Origin of the sequence: Myxococcus sp. RHSTA-1-4 (assembly GCF_020037125.1) — a bacterium.
GTDB lineage: Bacteria > Myxococcota > Myxococcia > Myxococcales > Myxococcaceae > Myxococcus.
In genome coordinates, this window is record NZ_JAIQDG010000003.1 from 52,744 (window position 1) to 74,569 (window position 21,826).

General features: G+C 71.1%; 15 protein-coding genes and 1 pseudogene. 11 read left to right on the plus strand and 5 right to left on the minus strand.

Going from position 1 to position 21,826, the window contains the following annotated elements:
- Positions 1–15 precede the first annotated feature (15 nt).
- From K8638_RS06050 to K8638_RS06060, 3 genes are all read left to right on the plus strand, one after another.
- A complete protein-coding gene (locus K8638_RS06050; protein WP_223753458.1) occupies positions 16–741 on the plus strand; it encodes an ATP/GTP-binding protein in 726 nt (241 codons plus the stop codon).
- Positions 738–2,237: an ATP-binding protein gene (locus K8638_RS06055; protein WP_223753459.1), complete on the plus strand. Its 1,500-nt coding sequence runs from the start codon at positions 738–740 to the stop codon at positions 2,235–2,237. The genes K8638_RS06050 and K8638_RS06055 overlap by 4 nt, the downstream gene beginning before the upstream one ends.
- Before the next feature lie 150 nt (positions 2,238–2,387).
- Positions 2,388–2,975, plus strand: a complete 588-nt coding sequence (locus tag K8638_RS06060) for an NYN domain-containing protein (protein WP_223753460.1) — start codon at positions 2,388–2,390, stop codon at positions 2,973–2,975.
- On the opposite strand, the gene K8638_RS06065 is transcribed toward K8638_RS06060, so the two are convergent.
- Positions 2,968–5,907 carry a tetratricopeptide repeat protein gene (locus K8638_RS06065; RefSeq protein ID WP_370643924.1) on the minus strand — a complete coding sequence of 980 codons (2,940 nt, stop codon included), beginning with the start codon at positions 5,905–5,907 and terminating at the stop codon, positions 2,968–2,970. The two genes, K8638_RS06060 and K8638_RS06065, sit on opposite strands and share 8 nt — an antisense overlap.
- A 137-nt stretch (positions 5,908–6,044) precedes the next feature.
- Entirely contained in the window at positions 6,045–7,139 is a 1,095-nt protein-coding gene (locus K8638_RS06070; protein WP_223753462.1) for an ADYC domain-containing protein, read from the minus strand.
- Positions 7,140–7,266: 127 nt separating this feature from the next.
- On the opposite strand from K8638_RS06070, the gene K8638_RS06075 reads away from it, so the two are divergent.
- Complete coding sequence (locus K8638_RS06075) at positions 7,267–7,494, plus strand: hypothetical protein (protein WP_223753463.1); 228 nt, start codon at positions 7,267–7,269, stop codon at positions 7,492–7,494.
- A gap of 15 nt (positions 7,495–7,509) precedes the next feature.
- On the opposite strand, the gene K8638_RS06080 is transcribed toward K8638_RS06075, so the two are convergent.
- The 3 genes from K8638_RS06080 to K8638_RS06090 all read right to left on the minus strand — a co-directional run bounded on the left by K8638_RS06080 (position 7,510) and on the right by K8638_RS06090 (position 15,106).
- Positions 7,510–9,891, minus strand: a complete 2,382-nt coding sequence (locus K8638_RS06080; RefSeq protein ID WP_370643925.1) for a CHAT domain-containing protein — start codon at positions 9,889–9,891, stop codon at positions 7,510–7,512.
- Between the two features lie 108 nt (positions 9,892–9,999).
- A complete protein-coding gene (locus tag K8638_RS06085; protein WP_223753465.1) occupies positions 10,000–11,061 on the minus strand; it encodes an ADYC domain-containing protein in 1,062 nt (353 codons plus the stop codon).
- A 100-nt stretch (positions 11,062–11,161) separates the two neighbouring features.
- Positions 11,162–15,106, minus strand: coding sequence for a bifunctional serine/threonine-protein kinase/formylglycine-generating enzyme family protein (locus K8638_RS06090; protein WP_223753466.1), 3,945 nt, complete (start codon positions 15,104–15,106; stop codon positions 11,162–11,164).
- Between the two features lie 295 nt (positions 15,107–15,401).
- Here K8638_RS06090 and K8638_RS06095 point away from each other — a divergent pair, with 295 nt between their 5' ends.
- From K8638_RS06095 to K8638_RS06125, 7 genes and pseudogenes are all read left to right on the plus strand, one after another.
- Entirely contained in the window at positions 15,402–16,190 is a 789-nt protein-coding gene (locus tag K8638_RS06095; protein ID WP_223753467.1) for a sigma-70 family RNA polymerase sigma factor, read from the plus strand.
- Positions 16,191–16,216: 26 nt separating this feature from the next.
- Positions 16,217–16,333: pseudogene (locus K8638_RS06100) on the plus strand (di-heme oxidoredictase family protein); the annotation flags it as partial.
- 93 nt (positions 16,334–16,426) lie between these two features.
- On the plus strand, positions 16,427–18,394 hold the full coding sequence (locus tag K8638_RS06105) for a von Willebrand factor type A domain-containing protein (RefSeq protein WP_223753468.1): 1,968 nt from the start codon (positions 16,427–16,429) through the stop codon (positions 18,392–18,394).
- A 54-nt stretch (positions 18,395–18,448) separates the two neighbouring features.
- The gene (gene thiL, locus K8638_RS06110) at positions 18,449–19,444 is read left to right on the plus strand and encodes a thiamine-phosphate kinase (RefSeq protein WP_223753469.1); all 996 of its coding nucleotides are present in this window, start codon (positions 18,449–18,451) and stop codon (positions 19,442–19,444) included.
- A gap of 9 nt (positions 19,445–19,453) precedes the next feature.
- Positions 19,454–20,836, plus strand: coding sequence for a methyl-accepting chemotaxis protein (locus tag K8638_RS06115; protein WP_223753470.1), 1,383 nt, complete (start codon positions 19,454–19,456; stop codon positions 20,834–20,836).
- Entirely contained in the window at positions 20,833–21,348 is a 516-nt protein-coding gene (locus K8638_RS06120; RefSeq protein WP_223753471.1) for an MmcQ/YjbR family DNA-binding protein, read from the plus strand. Before K8638_RS06115 ends, K8638_RS06120 begins: the two co-directional genes overlap by 4 nt.
- A gap of 52 nt (positions 21,349–21,400) precedes the next feature.
- Positions 21,401–21,823: a chemotaxis protein CheW gene (locus K8638_RS06125; RefSeq protein ID WP_223753472.1), complete on the plus strand. Its 423-nt coding sequence runs from the start codon at positions 21,401–21,403 to the stop codon at positions 21,821–21,823.
- The last annotated feature ends 3 nt before the right edge of the window (positions 21,824–21,826 follow it).

Genomic DNA, 21,826 nt, shown 5'->3' on the forward strand with positions numbered 1-21,826 from the left:
GCCCGAGTCCCGCCCTTGCAACTCAACCACGCCCAGCGAGAGCTCACGCTCAAGATCGTCTACTACGGGCCCGGGCTGAGCGGGAAGACGACGAACCTGCGCCATCTCCACGCCCGGGCCTCCGCTGAGATTCGCGGCCGCCTGCTCACCGTGGAGACCCACGACGACCGCACCCTCTTCTTCGACCTGCTGCCGGTCTTCTTCTCCACGTCGTCCGGCTTCAAGGTGAAGGTGAAGCTCTTCACCGTGCCCGGCCAGGTCATCCACAACGCGACGCGCCGCATCGTGCTCCAGGGGGCGGACGCGGTGGCCTTCATCGCGGACAGCCGGCGCGGCGCCACGGCGGAGAACAACGCCTACTGGCGCAACCTGCAGGAGAACATGAAGGAGATCGGCCTGGACGCGGACCAGGTGCCGGTGGTCATCCAGTTCAACAAGCGGGACCTGCCGGACGCCCGGACGGACGAGGAAATCAAAGCGGCACGGAAGCGGGGCGGAGAGGCGGTGGTGGGGGCGGTGGCGCTCAAGGGCGAAGGGGTGCTGGAGACGTTCCACGCGGTGGCGCAGGCGGCCTACCGGCGGCTGGACGCGCGCGCCCACCTGGCGCGCAACCTGGGGCTGACGGAAGAGGAGTTCCTGGGGCAGATATTCCGGCGCATGGACGTCACCGGCACGGAGCTGGAGGCCCGGTACGGGCAACCGGCCGGCGGTGAGCGGAGCGGCACGGGGGGCGGGCGATGAGCATGCCTCCGGAGGGGCCGGGCTCCCAGCGCCGCGAGTCGGTGCTGCAGCGGCGGCTGACGCTGTCGGACATGCTGGATTTGCCCTCCTTCACCGAGGTGGTGAAGAGCTTCAGCGAGCTGTACCGCGTGGGCATCAAGGTGCTGGACACGCGAGGCACCCGGCTGGCGGACGTGAAGGTGGGGCACGGCGAGTTCTGCTCGTATGTCTTCTCCTTGCCGGACGGGCGCTCGCACTGCACGGCCACGGTGGCCCGGGTGAAGGACGGCCCGGTGGCCCCGGTGCACGGCGCGCGGGTGGCGTCCGGCGACGGCGCGCGGGAGGCGGGCATCGTCGCGCTGCCGTGCTTCACCGGCCTGCGCTACCTGATGATGCCGGTGGCCTGGGAGGGCGAGGCGCTGGGCCGGGTCATCCTGGGGCCCTTCTCGCCGGAGGAGCTGGTGGACTTCCCGCCCTCCCTGACGGACCTGCCCGGGCTGGACCTGGCGCGGGCGCACGAGCTGGTGGGCAAGGTGCGGCGCGCCCCCGAGCGCACGGCGGCGCAGGTGCTGACGCACTTCGGGCAGGTGCTGGCCGCGCTGGTGGCCAGCGGGCAGCGGGCGTACCTGGCGACGCAGCTCCACATCGAGACGATGCTGGAGACGCACCGGGACCTGGAGGCGCAGAACGCGAAGCTGGCGCAGGCCAACACGCGGCTGAAGGAGCTGGACCGGCTGAAGTCCACCTTCCTGGGCACGGTGAGCCACGAGCTGCGCACGCCGCTGGCGTCCATCATCGGCTACTCGGAGATGCTGGCCGAGGGGCTGGCCGGGGCGCTCAACCCGGAGCAGCTCCTGTACGTGCGCACCATCGTGGAGAAGGGCGAGTCGCTGCTCAACCTCATCTCCTCCATCCTGGACCTGAGCCAGATTGAGGCGGGCAAGCTGCGGCTGGCGATTTCGCCGGTGGACCTGGGCACCGTCATCCAGACGGCCGTGTCCAGCGTGGCGCCGCAGGCGCAGCGCAAGGGCGTGGAGCTGGAGGTGCGGCTGCCGCCCGGGCCCCAGCCCCGCCTGACGGGGGACGCGGACAAGCTGCGGCAGGTGATGGTGAACCTGCTGGCCAACGCGGTGAAGTTCACCCAGTCCGGAGGCCGCGTCTCCGTGGTGATGTCGGAGGCGGGCGCGCTGTCCGAGCTGGGCTCGCAGGGCTACCGGGTGTGCGTGGAGGACACGGGCGTGGGCATCCGCCCGGACCAGTTCGAGTTCATCTTCCAGAGCTTCTACCAGGTGGACGGCAGCTCCACGCGCGAGCACGGCGGCGCGGGGCTGGGGCTGGCGATTGTAAAGAGCCTGGTGGAGGGCCACGGCGGCCGGGTGTCCGTGGAGAGCGAGTTCGGCCGCGGCTCGCGCTTCACGGTGGTGCTGCCCCTGCGGCCGCCCCTGCCCGAGCACGGCCTGCTCACGGCCGTGCCGCCGACGTCGAAGGAGCCACCTTCCGAGCCGGACCGGTTCTGAGGGCCGGCGGGCCGGAGCGGAACCTCCATTCCGGGGCCACGCTCCGGGCCCGGGCGGCGGGTGTTGCTCGCGGACAGAGGGCGTGACTTTCAGTCCGGGGCCTCACGCAAGTCCCCCCGAAGCTCGAAGCGCCGCGTATGGTGCGGCCCCATGCTCTCCGGACGTCCTCCCGCCGCCTCCTACGTACTCATCGACGCAGAGAACATCGACTGGGCCGTGTCCAACGTCGTGGGACGCAAGCCCGAGTCCCAGGACCGCGTGCAGTTCGACCGCCTGGTGGCCTTCTGTGAAAGCAACTTCCCGGCGCCCGTGCGCTGCATCGTGGTGCTCAACGCCCGGGGCGAGCAGCTTCCGGACGTGATGATTGGCTTCGTGCGGGCCCTGAAGTCCGCCGGCTGCGAGGTGGCGCTGCTCTACGGGCGGCCCGAGCAGAAGGTCGTGGACCTGGGCATCCTCAAGCTGCTGGAGCACATCCGCACGCAGCGGCCGAACACCGCCGTGGTGCTCGCCAGCCATGACGGGACGGACTTCGCCGACGCGCTCAAGCCCATGCTCGCGGAGAAGCGGCAGGTGGCCGTGCTGGGCCTGCGCGAGTACATGAGCCAGCGCTTCCGCGAGCTCGTCCCCTCGGGGCTCAAGATTCTGGACCTGGAGATGAACGCCCGCGTCTTCCAGCGCCCCCTGCCGCGCATGCTCCCCGTCAACGTGGACGAGTTCGACCCCACGGTGTTCATCTAGCGCTCCTCGTGGGTCCGCGCGGCTCGGGGAGGAAGCTGAGCGGGGTGTCCCTGCCCAGCGCGATGAAGGGGGCCCAGTAGTAGGGGTGCGGCCGGGTCTTCCGCAGGACGCGCATGGCGTCCCGCAGCCCGTCCGCGCGCCCCCTGCCGGCGGCCAGGCGGCGGTAGTAGTCCTCCATGAGCAGGCGCGTGCCGTCGTCGTTCACCTTCCACAGGCTCATCACCACCGTCTCGGCGCCCGCGATGATGAAGGCACGGCGCAGGCCGTAGATGCCCTGGCCGTGCTGGACGTCCCCACGCCCCGTGTCGCAGGCGGAGAGGACCACGAGCTGGGTGCCCCACAGGTCCAGGCTCGCGAACTCGAGGGCGGTGACCGGTGCTCCTCCGGCACCGCGGGCCGGGCCGCGCGCGTCCGCGAGGACGAGGCCGGAGCGCAGCAGCGGGTCCGCCGGACGGTGCAGCGGAGCGCCACCTCCGAAGCCTCCGAAGTAGCCGACGGCGCGTGAGCCCCTGGGAGCCGGCGCGTCGTCCAGGAAGAAACCGTGGGTGCCGATGTGGAGGATTCCGGGCGCGGTGAGCTCGAGGAGCCGCTGCCAGGTGGCCTCGGGCCCCAGGTAGAGCCGGGCCTGGGGCCACAGGCGCTGGATGGCCTCGGCCTCCTTCCGGGTGCCCGGCAGGGGTGTCCATTGCCGCCCGGTCAGGCCGGCGTCCCGCATGGAGGAGAGACGCTCCGCTCTGGGAGGATGCCGTGCTTCCGAGCGGGGCAACGCCTGGGCCGCACCCATGGGCGCATCGAAGGCGGGGTCGGCGAGGACGACGACGGAGCTCGACGGAGCGACGCCCTCGGGGCGCGGCAGCAGGTCCTTGCCCGAGGTGAGATAGGTGAGGCCGAAGACGTCCAGCAGGAAGCGGCGGCCGTCGTGGAGCACCGCGAAGGGGACGAGGCCGAGCTGGCCGTCCGGCGCCAGGAAGAGGCTGCGCACCCCGCCGAGGAGCGGCAGGAGGGGCGCGAAGGCGAAGGAGTAGAGCGCCCGGGCACGGCGCAGGTAGTGGGCGTCGCGGCGCGCCAGGGCGTCGCGCAGGTGGGTGGCCGCGCGGTCGATGGGCTCCGCGGGACCGAGGTCGACGGTGCGGATGCTCGCATCCGGGAAGAGCACCAGCGCCAGGTAGCGGAGGTGCGCGGGTGACTGGGAGCCAGGTGCCCGGGACGGGCGGTCGAACGGCCGGTCCGTGTAGGCAATGAACTCGACGAGCGCGCCGCGCGGCGGCAGGGTGGCGGCGACCCGGTCGACGATGTCCTCGGGGAGCGGGAGCGCCGTGAGGGCGCGCAGGGAGGAGGAGCGCCTGGCGAGCTCCTCTTCGAGCGCGTCTCCCTGGCTGGCGAGGTCCTTCAGCCGCCGCGGGGAGTCGGTGGGGGAGAGGGTGCCGGGGCCCTGGAGCGAGAGCGTGGCGAGCTCGGTGCGAAGGCCCCGCAGCCGCTCGAAGGTGGCACGGTCCTGCTCGCCGAGCCCGCGGTACACGGCGCGGGAGGTATTGGCGATTTCGTCCACGGAGCGGCCCTTGCGCAGCAGCACGGCGGTGAGGGCCAGGCGCCGCGCACCGGCATCGCCGGGATGCGCGCGAAGCAGGGAGTAGAGGCGCTCCTCGTCCGTCCGGAGGAGCTGGAGGAAGCTCGCGAGACGCGGCTCGGAGAAGTCCAGGGCCTCCCGGCGCAGGCGTTGCTCGGAGATGGCGAAAGCGCGCGAGAGGAGGGGGACGGCCTCATCGAGGCGATGCTGGGCGAGGAGGAGCCAGCCGAGGTTGTTGAGCGCGCGGGCGACGTCGGGATGGTCCTTGCCGAGCGCCGTCTCTTGAAGGGCGAGCGCACGCGCCTGGAAGCTCTCGGCCTGGGAGAGCGAGCCCCGCGCCTGATGCAGGAGGGCGAGGTTGTTGAGCGCCGTGGCGACGTCCGCATGGCCCTTGCCGAGCGTCGCTTCCTGGATGGCGAGGGCGCGCAGGTGCAGTGGCTCGGCCCAGGCGTACAGCCCCTCACTGGAGTAGAAGAGCGCCAGGTTGTTGAGCGCGCGGGCAACGCTGGGGTGGTTGCCGCCGCGCGACGCCTCCAGGATGGAGAGCGCGCGTTGATACAGGGGCCGGGCCCGGGAGTTCTGACCCTGGCGCGCATGGAGGGCCGCGAGATTGTTCAGCGAGCTGGCCACCTCGGGATGATTCCTTCCGAGTGCCGCCTCGCTGATGGCGAGGGCCCGTCCAAGCAGCTCCTCGGCTCGCGAGTACATTCCCTGGCCGGCATGGAGCGCCGCGAGGTTGTCGAGCGTCGTGGCCACCGCGGGATGATTCCCGCCGAGCGCCTTCTCCTGGATGGCGAGCGCGCGCTCGTACAGCGGCTCCGCCCGGGCATGGAGCCCCTGGCGGGAGTAGAGGCGGGCCAGGTGATTGAGCGTCCTGGCCACATCGGGGTGGTTCCCGCCGAGCGCCTTCTCCTGGATGGCGAGCGCGCGTTGATGCAGCGGCTCGGCTCGCGCATGGAGGTCCTGGCTCGCGTAGCCGAGGGCGAGGTTGTTGAGAGACCTCGCGACGTCGAGGTGATTCCCGCCGAGCGTCGCCTCTTGAATGACGAGGGCGCGCTCGAGTAGGGGTCTCGCCCGCGCGTGGAGGCCCTGGTCGTGGTAGAGGGCCGCGAGGTTGCAGAGCGCCCTGGCGACATCCGGGTGGCTCCCGCCGCGGGTCCCTTCGAGCAGGGTCAGTGCCCGCTCGAACAGGGGCTCCGCCCGTGCGTAGTCCCCCCGGGCGCTGTAGCCGAGCGCGAGATGGTTGAGCGACTGGGCGACGGCTGCTCCATCGGGTGCCGGCCGTGCTTCCAGCAACCCCGCCTCCGGCCCTGTGCCGTCATTCGTCAGGCCCGCGATGCAGCAGAGGACGACGACTCTCGTCACTCCCAGCACACGCCACATAGGTCATCACTCCGTGGCCGCCCTCGGACCCGGCCCCCTGCGCCGAGGTGTCGGTGGCTCTGGAGTGTCCATATGCGCGGCGGTGCGGCGGCGCTGTTACGGAGTTCACACCCGCGTGCCTATTCGTCTGAGATGGAGCGTCCCGTGTGCCCGCCGGCGGCATAGGAACGGTTGCGAAGCAGCACCGTGTCCGGGTGCATCCCCTGGCGTCGCACCATGCAGCGGTCTCCGCCGCCCATCTCCGCTTCGCCCGGGTGGAAGCGGCCGGGGCACTCCTGGAGGACGTCCTCCAGCGCGCGTCCGTCTCTCGTGCGAGCGAGGCAGGCCGCGCCGTCCGGTGCCCACGCCGCCTCGAACGAGGCCCGCTCGGTGTTCCAGGCCGCGGAGGATTCCGTCGTCCGGGACTGCACCCCGAACCCGTCGTACATATCGATGAGGGTGTGTTCCTGTGTGTGGCTCCGGCCGTTGCCGCAGTAGTCCGCGCGAGCCATGCGCGTGCAGGCCTGGTGCAGGTCGGCCAGTGACTTGCCAGCACGCTCTGCCCAGGGCTTGTAGCCCCAGCGGATGCACTGGCTGATGGCGCCGCTCTCACACGCCAGCGTCAGCTTTCCAGGCACGTCGTGGCGTGCGCCGCTGGAGTCCCAGACACCTCGCACCGCCAGGGCGCGAGGGTCGGGGACGGTGCCGGTGGACGCGCAGGGGTTCTCCCACTCGCGCGCCACCGGGTTCCAGGCCTCGATGCGGTACCAGTGCATGGCGGGGTCCTCGGGAGAGGGCTCCGCGCCGCAGATGGCGACGTCCACGGGCCTGCCGTCACTGGAGATGCCCTGGAGCACCGTGCCCACGAGATTGCCGGGGGCCTTCGGGGTGGCCACCAGCCGCCCACGTTCGAGCCACACGGCCTTCGGCTGTCCGTCGGCCGGGCGCAGGGGCACGGCGCTGACCGAGACGAGCACACTCTGCCGCTCATCCGTCCGCTGCTCGGAGCTCCAGGCGCGCTTCGTTCCCCACAGGAGCGTCGCGCCTGGCATGAGGCCGCGCTCCGGGGCATGCCCCTGACACCGGCGTGCGTACCGGTCCGTGCCGGGACGCGAGGCGAGCAGCCGATTCGAGCGGGCGCTCCGAGCCAGCGAGCTGGCCGGAGTCACGGCGAACGCTGGCTGGAGGGACATCAGACACAACGAGGTGAGCAGGAGCTTCTTCATCGCGTTCATTGGAGGACCTCCCCCTGGAGATGAGGCGGCCGGCACCGGGGCCGGCGCCCTCAGCGATGAAGAGCGCCCGACGTAACGTTTTATGCAGGAATTCTTACCCCGAGCCCGCGTGCGGCCTGGATTCCGCATGAGAAACGGTAAGGCACCCTGGAGGATGTTCTCCAGCGCGCGTCCATCCCGCGTGCGAGCGAGGCAGGCCGCGCTGTCCGGCGCCCACGCCGCCGAGGACTCCATGACGGTGTTGTCGCGCGTGTGGCTCGAAGGTGGCCACCAGGCGTCCACCTTCGAGCTGCACGGCCTTCTTCCCTGCGCCGGTCAGGCGCAGGGGCACGGTGTCGACCGAGTAGCGAGGTGAGCAGTGTGAGCGCTTTCAGCGCGGTGGAAGGACGGGAGCGATGGATTGCAGAGGGGCGTCGCGGCCCAGTGCGATGAAGGGGGCCCAGTAGTGGGGGTGAGGCCGGCTCTCTCGCAAGGTGCGCATCGCGTCGCGCAGGGCTTCCGCCCGGCCTCCGCCAGCCAGCAGGTGACGGTAGTAGTCCTCCATGAGGAGGCGAGTGCTGTCGTCGTTCACCTTCCAGAGGCTCATCACCACGGTTTCGGCACCCGCGATGACAAGGGCGCGGCGCAGGCCATAGACGCCCTGCCCATGCTTCACGTCTCCGCGGCCCGTGTCGCAGGCGGAGAGGACGACAAGCTGGGTGCCCCACAGGTCGAGACCGGCCAGCTCCAGGGCGGTGACGAGGGCGTCTTCGGCCGTGGCCGCGTCCTTTCCGGGAGCCTTTGCGCCCGAGAGGACGAGGCCGGAGCGGAGCAGCGGATCCGCCGGGCGAGGGGGGGCGGCGTCACTGCTGAAGCCGCCGGAGTGTCCCAACCCGCGAGAGTCTTTGGGGGCGACGGAGTCCTCGAGGAAGAAGCCATGGGTGGCGACGTGGAGGACACCGGGCGTGGAGAGCTGGAGGAGCCGCTGCTTCGTGGCCTCGGGGCCAAGGTGGAGCTGGGCCTGGGGGAGGAGGCTCTGGATGGCTTCGCCCTCCCGGCGGGTTCCCGGCAGTGGCGCCCAGGCTCCACCGGACAGGTCTCTGCGTCGCGTGGAGAAGAAGCGCTCCAGGGAAGGGGAACGCTGTGACTCCGGAGTGGCGTCTTCCAGGCGGGCGCCGAAGTCGGGGTCGGCGAGGACGACGACGGAGCGCGCCGGTGAAAGCTGCTGGGGTCGGGGGAGCAGGTCCTTGCCGGAGGTGACGTAGGAGAAGTCGAAGGAGTCGACGAGGAAGCCGTGGCCGTCGTGGAGCGCGGCGAAGGGAACCAGTCCCAGCTGGCCGTCTGGCGAGAGGAAGAGGCGGCGGACCTCGCCGAGGCCCGGCAGGAGGGGCTTGAAGGCCAGGGTGTAGAGCTCCTGCGCCACGCGCTGATAGTTGGCGTCGCGGCGTGCCATGGCGTTGCGCAGATGGGCGGCGGCACGGTCGATGGGCGCGGCGGGGCCCAGGTCGACGGCGTGGATGCGGGCATCCGGGAAGAGCACCAGCGCGAGATAGCGAAGCTGGGTGGGGATTCGTGACCTGGGCGTGCCGGGGGGGGGGAGGAGGGGGGAGTCTTCATAGGCGATGAACTCAATGAGGGCTGCGTTCCCGGGAAGGGAGGCGGCGACACGGTCGACGATTTCAGCGGGGGGCGGTCGTGCGGTCTGCTCACGCAGGGGGGCGGAGTGCCTGGCGAGGTCGGCTTCGAGTGAGTCACCCTCGTCGGCGAGGGCCTTCAAGCGCTGCTGATAATCAGCGGGAGCAAGCGAACCCGGGCCGCTGAGAGAGAGTTGGGCAAGCTGGGTGCGCAGGTCGCGCAATCGCTCGAAGGTGTCGCGCTCCCGCGCACCAAGGCTGCGATAGACGGCGCGAGAGGTATTGGCGATTTCCTCGACGGAGCGGCCCTTGCGCAGCAACACGGCGGTGGCGGCGAGGTGCCGCACGCTCGAATTCTCCGGATGCGCGCGGAGAAGGGAGTAGAGACGTTCCTCCTCGGTGCGGAGATGCTGGAGGAAGTCCGTCAGGCGCGATTCGGAAAAGCCGAGGGATTCCTGACGCAGGCGTCCCTCGGAGATGATGAAGGCTCGCGTGAGGAGCGGCACGGCATGGGCGGGACCGTGCAGGGCCAGTTGGTTCAAGGCGAATTCGTCGAGCGATTCGGCAATGTCGGGGTGGCTCTGGCCGAGGGCGGCTTCGAAAATGGCGAGCGCCCTCTGGAACAAGGGCTCGGCGCGAGCGTGCTTCCCCTGGTCGCGGTAGAGGTTGGCGAGGTTGTGGAGTGAGGTGGCGACGTCGGGGTGGCCCTGGCCGAGCGCCGATTCCCAGATGACGAGCGCCCGCTGGTACAGCGTCTCGGCGCGAGCGTACTGCCCCTGGTCGAGGTAGAGAATGGCGAGGCAATTGAGCGAGGTGGCGACGTCGGGGTGGTTCTGGCCGAGGGTGGCTTCCCGAATGGCGAGTGCGCGTTGAAGGAGCGGCTCCGCTCGTGACACGTCGCCCTGCCGCCGAAACAGATCTCCTAGCTGATTCAGGCTGGTGGCCACCTCGGGACTTGTGGCTCCGCGCACAGCCCCTCGTAATGCGAGGGCATGCTCGCTTTCTTTGATGGCGTCGGTGTACCTGCCAGCCTCTTTGAGTCTTTGCGCTTCGTCGAACGCCGTCTGCGCTTCTAACAGCCGCGCATCCGATTGTTCCTCGCTGGCCAAGGCACCCGTCGCGCAGCACAGGACGACCACGCACAACCATCTCAGCACTCGCCACATATCAGCACCCATGAACGTTGAAGGCGGTGGACTCGCGCACTGCAGGCGGGTCCACTCGCGATGCGGTCAATCGGCTGTGTCTCAGCGGCTGCACTGAGAGCGGTTGCGCAGCAGGGCCGTCCCGGGGCTCATGCCCTCGCGCCGCACCGTGCAGCGGTCTCCATCACCCAGGTCCACCGCCGCGCCCGTGCGGAAGCGGCCGGGGCACTCCTGGAGGATGGTCTCCATCGCCCGTCCATCCCGCGTGCGCGCGAGGCAGGCCGCGCCGTCCGGCGCCCACGCCGCCTCGAACGCGGCACGCGCCATGTCCCAGGCCGCCGAGGACTCCGTCGTCCGCGACTGCACTCCGAGTCCGTCGTACAGGTCGATGACGGTGTTGTCGCGCGTGTGGCTCCGGCCATTGCCGCAGTAGTCCGCGCGAGCCATGCGCGTGCAGGCCTGGTGCAGGTCGGCCAGCGACTTCCCGTCACGCTCCGCCCACGGCTTGTAGCCCCAGCGCACGCACTTGCTGATGGCGCCCGTCTCGCACGCCAGCGTCAGCTTGCCCGGCGCGTCCCGCCGTGCCCCACTCCCATCCCAGACACCCCGCACCGCCAGCGCCCGGGGCGCGGGCACACGGCCGTCGGCCAGGCACGGGTTCTCCCACTCCTGGGACACCGCGTTCCACGCCTCGATGCGGTACCACACCAGCTCCGGGTCCTCGGGAGAGGGCTCGGCGCCGCAGATGGCGACCTCCACCGGCTGGCCGTCACTGGCGGTGCCCTGGAGCACCGTGCCCACCACGTCGCCGGACGCCTCGGGCCAGGCCACCAGGCGCCCCTCCTCCAGCCGCACCGCCCTCACCCCGGCCTCGCTCTTCCGCACGTCGTCACTATCGACGGAGACGAGCACGCTGCTCCGCTCGTCCGCGGCCTGCTCGGAGTCCCACGTCCGCTTCGTGCCCCACAGCGCCGTGCCCTGCGGGTTGTTGCTCCGCTCGGGCGCCTGGCCCTGGCACCGGCGCGCGTACCGCTCCTCCGCGGACAGCGACGTGACGGCCCGCTCCGGCCGGCTGCCGGGAGAGGGCGCCGGTGCGGCGGCGAACACCGGCGTCGTGAGCAGCAGGTACACGGAGGCGAGCAGGGACTTCTTCAGCGCTTTCATGGACGTACCCCTCCCTTTTGACGAGGCGGCCGGCAGGTGCCGGTGCCTTCACTGAAAAGGAGCCCCCGGGTCGGAGCGCTATGCAGGAATTCGTACGTGCCTACCGGGGGGGATACGAGGCACAGACACGCACGCCCGTCGTCATGTCGCGGAGGGTGGGTGTGCCCGCGGTGCGGTTGGCCGTGAGCGCGGTGGCGGACTCGTAGTACCAGGCGCCCCCCTTCAGGACGATGCGCCCCAGGTCCGCCGTCACGGACCGCGTGAGCTCATACGCGTTGCCCGCCATGTCCATGAGGCCGAAGGGACTCGCCGACACCGGGTACGAGCCCACCATGTCGGGGCCAAAGGCCGAGGGCTCCCGGCCGTAGGTCGTGTCGAAGTTGGCGTCGTCCGGCAGCAGCCGGTCGCCATGCGGGAAGGCCCGGCCGTCGGCCCCGCGCGCGGCGTACTCCCATTCGTGCTCGGTGCACAGGCGCGCTCCCGGGAGCCGCCCCGTGCGGTCCAGCCAGTAGAAGTACCCCGCGAGGTCCTCCGTGGAGACGCCGGACAGCGGCAACCGGCGCCAGTCGGCGCTCTGGCGTCGAGAGCGGCCCGGGTAGTGGATGTCCTCTCCTTCCCGAGCGGAGAGGACGTCGTCCCCCGCGACGTGGAAGGAGAACGTCCAGCCCGTGCGCGCCTGGTGCTTCAGCGTGACGGCCTTGCCGCTGCCGTTGAAGCGCGGCTCCTCGAGGATGCGCCGGGCCGCGGCCTCCGGAGGCAGCGAGTCCAGCCAGGCCACCCAGTCGCCGAACGTCACCTCCGTCCGGCCGATGACGTACCCCTCCGTGAGACAGTGACGGTGGAGCGGCGCGGCATGCAGGAAGTCACGCATCCGCTCGGGGTCGGCGCTGCCCAGCAGGAAGCACCCGGGCGGGATGTACACATAGCCGTCAGGCACGGAGGCTGGCAGCGAGAGCCGGACCTTCTCGTGCGTCCCCCGCGTGAGGAGGACCGGCAGGTCGACCGTCGCGTGGCCGGGATGGCTGATGCGCAGGTGATACGAGCCCGCGGGCAGCCGCGTACCGGTGAGGGGCGTCGTGCCGAGCGGAGGCCGGGGCTCGCGGCGCAGCACTCCCTGGGCGTCCTTCACATAGCGCCCGAGCTCGACGCGCGCGCCCGGAGGCTCCGTCTCCACCTGGAACTCCGCCGGGAGCTGGAGCCGGTACAGCCAGGCGCCCTCGTCCGTCTCGTCCACCAGCCGCTCCAGCCGCCCCCGCAGCTCGGCGGCCGGTGGGTCCTGATGGAAGTCCTCGGCGAGCCGCATCCGCTCGTGGAGGACCTCCGCGAGGAGCCGGTGCGCGTCCCCATAGCCACGCTCGCGTTCGAGCGCCCGCTCCAGGAACTCGGTGGCCCGGGCGAAGGACGCATCGGTCTCCTCGCGCAGCCGGAGGGCCTCGGCCCAAAGCTTCTCGGGAAGGCTCCAGGCCAGGTGCGTGGGCGCGCTTCCCGGGGGCGGAGAGACACGGCCGCTGAACAGCGCGAGCGCCTCCTCGCGGCGCGCCCGGGTCTTCTCCGCCAGCTCGCGGCCTTCGGCGAAGTCTTCCCGTGCTGCCGCGACATGGCCGTCGATGAAGCGCTGGTCCTCGAGGTGCCCGTGCAGGCGAAGGCCGCCATAGAGGCCCGCCAGCGCGAGCACCCCCCCGAGCGCGGCGAGGTAGCGGCCCCACCGCTGAAGCCTCACGGCCCGCTGGGACGCCGCGAGGAAGGCCCGCTCGCGGGGGCCCAGCAGGGCGGAGTCCAGCGGGCGCGCCTCGTCGACGTGCCGCTGGCCCCACAGCGCCTCCGGGGCACGCGACAGGCGCTCCCACTCGGCGCTGGCCGCCTCCAGGCGCTGGCGCACCGCGCGGTGGCCGATGTCCCGGTCCCTCCAGTTTCGCAGCGTGCCCCAGCTCTCGATGAGCGAGTCGTGGGCAATCACATACCGGGCCGCCCAGCCGACCGTATAGGTGTGGAGGATGCGGCCCTCGGTGAGCGCGCGCAGGGCGGTGCGTGGCGCGGCGTCCGGCGTCGGCAGGAGCTCCGCCTCGCCCAGCTCGAGGCGTGTCCCCTCGGCCGTCACCAGGTTCAGCAGGAGCCGCCGCGCCGCCTCCTTCTCCGTCGGCGTCAGCCGCGCGAGCACCCCGTCCGCGTGCCGCGACAGCGCTCCGGCCACGCCGCCCATCGCCTCCAGCGCCTCCTTCGTGATGCGGCTGTGCGCCGGGTTGCGCCGCTCCCACAGCTCCGCCAGCGCGAACTGGAGGAGGGGCAGGCTGCCCGCGCCATGCGCCATGGACTCGACGAGCGTCTGGATGAGCTCCTCGGACTCGAAGCTCACCCCCCGGCCGCGCGCCGGGCCGATGATGGCCTCGCGCACGCCCGCGGGCGTCATCGGGCGGAGGATGTACAGCGCGCGCTCGGCCTCGTCTCCCAGGCCCGGCAGCGAGGACACGCTCGTCAGGAAGTCGCCGCGCACCGCCATCAGCACGCGCACGCCCGGAGAGGGCAGGGCCAGCTCCCCCAGGAGCAGCGCGAAGCGCGCCGCCTGTGCCGGCTCCGCCTGGGTGAGCAGCTCCTCCAACTGGTCGATGAAGATGAGCAGCCCCCGCCGCTCCTGGTACGCAGTGCGCAGCGTGGGCCCCAGCCAGTCCGGCACCGCCGTGAGCGCATGCACCACGTCCTGCTCCTTCATGCCCAGCACGGGCACGAGCGCGGCGGCGAGCGCCTGCAGCGGACGCGGGCCGGGCCACAGCGTCACCGTCACCATGTGCCGGCCCCCGTCCAGGGCGCCGGCCTCCACCCGGGGCAACACGCCCGCCCGGCACAGCGAGGACTTGCCCACGCCCGAGTCGCCCGCGACGAGCACCATGGGCAGGCGGCGCAGGCGCTCGATGACCGCGCGGATGTCCGCGTCGCGCCCGAAGAAGAGCGAGCGGTGCTCGGCCTCGAAGGGCGCCAGTCCCCGGTAGGGATTACCCGCCGCGAGCGGCGTGGCCGCGTGGAGCTGTTCGAGCCGCTCCAGCGCCTCGCGCAGGAGGTCGGCCGAGCCGGGCCGCTCGGCCGGGGCGGGCGCGAGGCAGTGCATGATGAGCGCCGCGAACTCCGGGTCGACGTCCGGCGCGAGGCCGCTCCCGGGCGTGTCGGCCCCGGGCGCGCCGTGTGGGAGCCCCTTGACGGGAGTGCCCGGCGGCGTGCTGCCCGTGCACAGCTCGTAGAGGGTGACGCCGAGCGAGTAGATATCGCTCTGCGGGGACGCGGGCTCGCCCTGGAAGAGCTCGGGCGCCATGTAGCGGGGCGTGCCCGCCGCCTGCCGCGCCCGGGAGGCCGGGGACAGGGTGCCCGGGTCGAAGTACTCGGCCAGGCCGAAGTCCAGCAGCTTCACCACGTCGTCATCGGTGACGAGGGCATTCGACGGCTTGAGGTCCCGGTGGAGCACGCCCTGGCGGTGCGCCGCCGCGAGCCCGCGCGCCAGCCCGAGTCCCAGCGTGAGCACCCGCCGCCACGGCAGCGGCACGGGCAGGTGCGCGAGGCTCCGCCCGACGACGTACTCGGAGACGATGTACGGCTGCCCATCCACCGTGCCGACGCGGTACACGGTGACGACGTTGGGATGTTGCAGCCGGGCAATGGCCCGCGCCTCCGTCTCGAAGTACGCGCGCACCATGGGCCGGGGACGCGAGGAGGCGATGAACTTCACCGCCACCGCCCGCCCCAGCGAGGTGTCCTGCGCGAGGTACACGAGCCCCATGCCCCCACGGCCCAGCAGCGGCCCGAGCCGGAACTCGTCGAACTCGGCGGGAGGTGTCCAGGGCGTCGCCGGCTCCGGCGCTGGCTCCTCGGCCACCTCGGCCGGGGGCGGCCGTGCGGGGGGGACGGGAATGGACTGGGTGCTGTCCTGGACGGGCACGGCCGCGGCTCCCATGGCCAGGCCGCCCCTGGCGACGGTGGCCATCAGCTTGCGGCAGGCGTCACACCCGGCGGCGTGCCGGTGGAGGCGGGCCAGTACGTCCGCGGACAGCCGACCCTCCATCAAATCCACCAGGAGCTCGTCGGATAGACACTGTCCTGCGCCCGCCCCCTCCTGGGCTGCGTTTGACGAAGTCATGGTGAGTGGTGCGAGAGTCTCTCAGACGGGTTGAAGCGGTTTCAACATCCAGACTCGAAAGAGACAGTGGAGGGATGAGGCTCACATGGGGAACGGTCCGGGACTGGTTGCCACATTCGTTACACATGCCAGGGTGCGCCTTGCCCCACCCGGCGACCCCGCCCCCCTCGAAAGCCTGCTCAGCCACGCCTGGAATTCCTCTCGCGCGCGGTGGCCCGGCGTGGACGTCTCCGCGGAGACGTTCGTGCGTCACCTCGCCGAGCGGTTCCCCGAGGTGGGCCCCGGGAGTCCGCTCGCGCCGGTGCTGGAGTCGCTCTCCGTGGAGGAGCTGTACCTCGCGTGCGCCTGCGCGCGGGGACTTCCCCTGGCCACGGAGGCCTTCGAGGTGCACTACCTGGCGAAGCTGCCAGGAATGCTCGCCTACCTGAAGCAGCCCGCCGCCGTGGTGGACGATATCTGTCAATTGACTCGCGTGAAGCTCCTGGTCCACACGCCAGGGAAGGGTCCGCGAATCAATGACTATACGGGCCGGGGCGCGCTGATGAGCTGGGTGCGCGTCACCGCCGTGCGCATCGCCCTCAAGCTCCAGGCCGCCGGCAGGCCCGAGTCGGACGAGGACGTGGCCGAGGTGCTCGAAGCCCTTCCGGCGCCGGGCGGGGACGCGGAGCTGGAGCTCATCCGGCAGCGCCACCAGGCGGAGTTCCGCCAGGCACTCCGCGACGCCTTCTCCGCGCTGTCCTCCGACGAGCGGCACCTGCTCCGGCTCTACTTCCTGGACAGGCTCTCCACCACGGAGCTGGGCGCGCTGCTGCGGGTGAACCAGTCCACCGTCTCGCGCTGGTTGAAGAGCGCGCGAAAGACGCTCCATGACGAGACGAAGCGCCACCTGCAGGCGCGGCTGAACCTCTCCGCCGCGGGCTTCCAGAGCTTCCTCTCCATCCTCGACAGCCAGCTCGACCTGAGCATCAGCCAGCTCTTCAGCGAGGAGGACCGGCTCGGAGGCGTGTAGCCCTTCCCGTCACTCTCACGGACGGCCGCCCGGACTTCGAGGCCAGCGGCTCCGGGTGGCGGACCGCGCCGCGGTGGGGCCTGGGGCTGCTGGAGACTGTTCCTGCGCTCGCCGTGAGGCGGGCCGGGCCCTGGGGCCCGTGATGAAACGATGATGAAGTGCGGAGCCCGCCGTGCGGCTGGGAGGGGGCGGCCCGTGGAACAAGAGAACCATCCCGATGACGGAGGTCCTTCCGGATGAAGCCCGCGCTCCGAAAAGTCCTGCTGTGCGTCCTCTTCCTGCTCGCCCCGCCGGCCCTGGCGGATGACGGGTTCGGCGTCCTCATGGGCACGGTGATGGATGGTGAGTCCCGCTCGGTCATAGAGGGCGTGGTCGTCACCGCCACCTCTCCCAGCCTCATGGGGGAGCGGACCGTCGTCACCGACGAGAACGGCCTCTACTGGTTTCCGCAGCTCCCCGCGGGCCTCTACACGCTCCGCTTCGAGGCCGTGCCGTTCAGGCCCGACGCCCGGGATGTCTATGTGCGCATCAACACCACCTACCGGTTGAACGTGGAGTTGATGCCGGAGGGTATGACGGAGTGTGTGAGAATCGTGGGAGGCTCCGCGAGCGTCCCCTGGAACCCCGGGCGAATCCGCGCCGGCTCGCGGAGTGCCTACAGTGACGTGGTCAGCTACACGCCGGCGAGCCCGTACGCGCTCGCGCAGATGCCCGGCCAGTACGGGAGCGGCACGAGGGTGGCGCCGCCCCGGTCGGGCACCACCGAGAAGGCCTTCCTGGAGATGTACTTCCAGGGCTACGGGGTGAATCCCACGGTGGAGACGGAGGAGGAGCGCTTCTCCACCTTCTCCGTGGACGTGGACACCGCCTCGTACTCGCTGGCGCGCGGCTACCTGGAGCGCGGCGTGTTGCCGGATGAGCGGGCCGTGCGCGTGGAGGAGTTCGTCAACGCCTTCGACTACGGCTACGAGAGCGGCCCGGACGTGCCCTTCGCCGTGCACGTGGAGGGCTTCCCGTCTCCCAACCGTCCCGGCTACCACGTGCTCCACGTGGGCCTGAAGGCGCGCGAGGTGCCCCGCGCCCAGCGCAAGCCGTCGCACCTCATCTTCACCATCGACACCTCCGGCTCCATGGACGACCCCAAGAAGCTCGCGGTGGTGAAGCAGGCGCTGCGGCTGCTGGTGGACGCGCTCGATGAGCGGGACCGGGTGTCCATCGTCACCTACGGCCCCTCCGCCTGGCTGGTGCTGCCGCCCACCAGCGTGCTGCGGCGGGAGGTGCTGCTGAGCACCATCGACGGGCTGGCGGCCGAGGGTTCCACCAACGTGCAGGCGGGCCTGGACCTGGCCTACTCGCTCGCCTCGAGCCACATGCTGGAGGGTGGAATCAACCGCGTCATCCTCTGCTCGGACGGCGTGGCCAACAACGGCGTCACCGACGCGGACGGCATCTGGGCGCGGGTGAAGGACTCCGCGGCCCGGGGCATCACCCTGTCCACGGTGGGCTTCGGCATGGGCCACTACAACGACGTCCTCCTGGAGCGGCTGTCCCACGTGGGGGAGGGCAACTACGCGTACGTGGACCGGCTCGACGAGGCGCGCCGCATCTTCGTGCAGAACCTCACCGGCACGTTCCAGGTGGTGGCCAGGGACGTGAAGGTGCAGCTCGAGTTCGACCCGCGCGCCATCGCCCGCTACCGGCTGGTGGGTTACGAGAACCGCATCCTCGGCAAGGAGCAGTTCACGGACGACGCGGTGGACGCGGGCGAGGTCGGCTCCGGCCACACCGTCACGGCCATCTACGAGGTGAAGACGCGGGGCGAGTGGACGGGGGGCGACTTCGCCACCCTGCGCCTGCGCTACAAGGCGCCGGAGGGCGGAAGCTCCCAGGAGGTGGTGAAGGCGCTGCCCTCCCGCGTCCTGCGCGCGTCCTACGCCAGCGCCGCGCCGCCCACGCGCCTGTCCTATGTGGCCGCCGCCTTCGCGGAGAAGCTGCGGGCCTCCTACTGGATGCGGCCGCTGACGTGGGAGCAGCTCAGCACCCTGTTCGAGGGCGTGGGGGAGCCGCTGCGCAACAGGCCCGAGGTGGCGGAATTGGGCTCGCTCATCCGCAAGTCCGCGTCGCTGGACCAGCGCACCGACCGCTTCGAGACGATTGCCCCGGTGCGCACGATGGACTTCGACCGGGTGCCGCGCATCGAGTAGGGCCACACGCAAGTCCATTGCTCCCGGGCACCGGCTGGTCTTTCCTCCGCCGCGATGCCCGGTGAGTTCGACTTCATCCGCCTCTTCCTGAGCCACTTCCCCCGGGCCCGCGTGCCCGTGGGGCCTGGTGACGACTGCGCCGTGCTTGCCCCGCAGCGCGGCGCGCTCTGTGTCACCACCGATGCCGTGGTGGAGGACGTGCACTTCACCCGCGCGGCCTTCTCGCCCGGGGACATCGGCCACAAGGCCCTGGCGGTGAACCTCTCCGACCTCGCGTCCATGGGCTGCACCCCGCGCTGGTTCGTCTGCGCGCTGGCCATGCCCAGGGGCTTCCCGGAGCGTGAGCTGTCCGGCATCGCGCGTGGCATGGCGGCCCTGGCCCGCGAGCACCGCATCGCCCTCGTCGGTGGCAACTTCACCTCCGCCCGCGAGCTGTCCATCACCATCACCGCCACCGGCGAGCTGTCCCGCCCGCCGCTCACCCGCGCCGGCGCCCGTCCCGGGGACCTCCTCTATGTGTCCGGCACCCTCGGTGAGGCGCGCCTCGGACTGCAACAGCTCCTTTCAGGCCTGAAGCGCGGCGCCGCCGTGCGCCGCCAGCGCCGCCCCGAGCCTCGCGTGGCCCTGGGGCGGCTCGCCTCGCGCTTCGCGTCCGGCGCGCTGGACATCTCCGACGGGCTCGCCCAGGACCTGGGCCACCTGTGCGCCGCCTCGCGTGTGCACGCGACGCTGGAGCTGGAGCGGCTGCCCATGACGGCCGCGGTGCGCAAGGCGCTCGGACCCGAGGGCGCGCTGGCCGGCGGCGAGGACTACGAGCTGCTGCTGTCCGTCCCCCCGGGACGCGGCCGGGCATTCGAGCGCGCGTGCGCCAGGGCGGGACTCCCCGTCACCCGCATCGGCCACTTCTCAGAGGGAAGCGGGTGGGTTTGCCGGGACATGACAGGCCGCGTTCTCCCACCGCCAGCCGGGTTCGACCACTTCCGGGCACCGACCGCCGGATTGACCCTGCGGAACAGCAAGGCTAAACCCGTGGCGCTTCTCCTCCCCTGAAAGCATCCCGTGCGCCGTCCCCTTCGCGACGACACATCCCCCGGACTCACTCCCCGCCGCGAGCCCGTGCAGCGACTGCTCCGGGCCGTGGACAGCCCCCGTGCCACCCGCGAGGTCTCCCTCCACCGGAAGATTCTCAACGGGTACGTCGTGCTCGGGCTGCTGCTCATCGTGTGGATGTTCTCGTCGGACATCCTCTTCCGTGAGCTGAGCCCCGGGCCGGGCCTCTGGAAGGACCTGGTGCGCGGCGGCGTCGCCGTCTTCATCACCGGCGCGGCCGCGGCGCTGCTGCCCTCGCTGCTCGCGCGCGTCACCCGCGTGAAGGTGCTCAGCCGCTCCGCCTACGAAATCTCCCAGGGCGACCTGTCCAAGCCCGTGGCCGCCGAGGCCGGCAGCACCCGCGACGAAATCGACGAGCTGACCGGCGCCATCACCCGCATGCAGGAGAACCTGCGCGAGCTGGTGGGCAAGATTCAGGAGACCGCCAAGAGCGTCGCCGACACCGCCATCGACCTGCAGCGCTCGGCGGAGAACGTCAACGGCTCCACCGAGGAGGTGGGCTCGTCGATGCACAAGATTGCCTCCGGCGCCGAGTCGCAGTCGCAGCTCGTCTCCAAGGCGTCCAAGGTCATCACCGAGATGGCCGGCAGCATCCAGCGCACCACGGCCAGCGCCGAGGACGCGGCGAAGACGGCGCTGGAGACCAGCGGCGCGGCCGACGACGGCTCCAAGGCGGCGCGCCTGGCCGGCGACAAGGTGAAGAAGGTCTTCAACCGCATCGAGTCCGCCAGCCAGCAGGTGTTCGCCTTCGGCGAGAAGACGCAGGAAATCTCAAAAATCGTCGTCGCGATTACGCAGGTGGCGCAGCAGACGAACCTGCTCGCGCTCAACGCCACCATCGAGGCGGCGCGCGCGGGTGAGTACGGCCGCGGCTTCGCGGTGGTGGCCGACGAGGTCCGCAAGCTGGCGGAGAGCTCCGGCCGCTCGGCGGAGCAGATTTCCAAGCTGGCGAGCGACATCTCCGGCCAGTCCACCTCCGTCGTGAGCGCCATGAAGGAGGGCATCGCGGAGCTGGCCGAGGGCCGCGAGGACCTGGGCAACATCGTCCGCTCCATGGGCGCCATCACCGACACCATCCGCAAGGGCGCCGAGAAGGTGCACCTCATCTCCGAGACCACCCGCGAGCAGCTCAAGGGCAGCGAGGAGATGGTGAAGGCCATCGAGGAAATCAAGCTGGTGGCGCGCAACAACGCCGCCTCCACCGAGGCCATCCAGGAAGTCATCCAGGAGCAGACGGCCGCCGTGTCGCGCATGACGTCGCTGGCCAGCGAGCTGACCAACCTCTCCGTCGAGCTGCAGAGCGTCGTCCGCAGCTTCCGCCTGAGCCCATGAGCACCACTCCCGCCTCCAAGCCGGACGCGAAGCTGAAGGCCGCCGAGGCGCGCCTGCGCGAGGTGATGCTCGCGCTGCCCGAGGTCACCGAGGAGTTCCCCTGGGGCCACCGCACCGCCAAGGTGAAGGGGAAGATGTTCGCCATCCTGGTGCTGGAGGACGGCGGCCTCACCGTCACCACCAAGCTGCCGGACTCCAACGAGGCCGCGCTGATGCTCCCCTTCGCCACGCCCACCGGCTACGGCCTGGGCAAGAGCGGCTGGGTGACCTCCAGCTTCAAGCCCGGTGACGCCGTTCCCGTGGAGCTGCTGAGCCAGTGGATCCACGAGAGCTTCCGCGCCGTGGCCCCGCAGAAGGTGCTCAAGGCGCTCGACGCGGGCCCGGCGGCGAAGAAGGCCGCCACGAAGGCGAAGACACCGGCGGTGAAACGGGCCGCCACGAAGAGGGCTCCGGCCGCTTCGACGCGGCGTGGCACGGCCCCTGCGTCCCGGTCCAAGAGGTCCACGCGGTAGCTCAGCGGCCGGTGGGTCCCGGCCATTTCAGAGCGGATAGAACGTTACTCCTGTGCGGCACGTCATCTTCCGGGTGGAAAAAGAGCGCTACGGGCTGCCGCTATCGGCGGTGCGGGAGGTCGTCGTGCCTCCCGCGCGCTTCACCCGCGTGCCCCGCGCCCCCTCGGCGATTACCGGGGTGATGAACCTTCGCGGCAGAGTGGTGACGGTGGTGGAATTGCGGCAGCTCCTGAACCTCCCGGACAGCCCCACGCCCCCGGCACGGGTCGTGCTGCTGGACCGCGGGCGGCGTGATTTGGGCCTGCTGGTGACGGATGTAGATGGTATCGAAGCAGTCGAGCGGGTGAGCACGGCACCGGGGAAGTTGACCCCCGCCATCCGGGGGGTTGCCCGGCTGGGAGGTCTGGGAGTCACCGTTCTGGACCCCGAAGGGTTGGATGCCGCGGTGGTTGCCTTGTTCACCCACTCCAAGTGAGTA

Coding starts and splice junctions, on each gene's coding strand:
- K8638_RS06090 (WP_223753466.1), bottom strand. CDS start 15,106: ATGGAGGGTCGGCTGTCCGCGGACGTACTGGCCCGCCTCCACCGGCAC.
- K8638_RS06070 (WP_223753462.1), bottom strand. CDS start 7,139: ATGAACGCGATGAAGAAGCTCCTGCTCACCTCGTTGTGTCTGATGTCC.
- K8638_RS06060 (WP_223753460.1), top strand. CDS start 2,388: ATGCTCTCCGGACGTCCTCCCGCCGCCTCCTACGTACTCATCGACGCA.
- K8638_RS06075 (WP_223753463.1), top strand. CDS start 7,267: ATGAGAAACGGTAAGGCACCCTGGAGGATGTTCTCCAGCGCGCGTCCA.
- K8638_RS06105 (WP_223753468.1), top strand. CDS start 16,427: ATGAAGCCCGCGCTCCGAAAAGTCCTGCTGTGCGTCCTCTTCCTGCTC.
- thiL (WP_223753469.1), top strand. CDS start 18,449: ATGCCCGGTGAGTTCGACTTCATCCGCCTCTTCCTGAGCCACTTCCCC.
- K8638_RS06120 (WP_223753471.1), top strand. CDS start 20,833: ATGAGCACCACTCCCGCCTCCAAGCCGGACGCGAAGCTGAAGGCCGCC.
- K8638_RS06055 (WP_223753459.1), top strand. CDS start 738: ATGAGCATGCCTCCGGAGGGGCCGGGCTCCCAGCGCCGCGAGTCGGTG.
- K8638_RS06085 (WP_223753465.1), bottom strand. CDS start 11,061: ATGAAAGCGCTGAAGAAGTCCCTGCTCGCCTCCGTGTACCTGCTGCTC.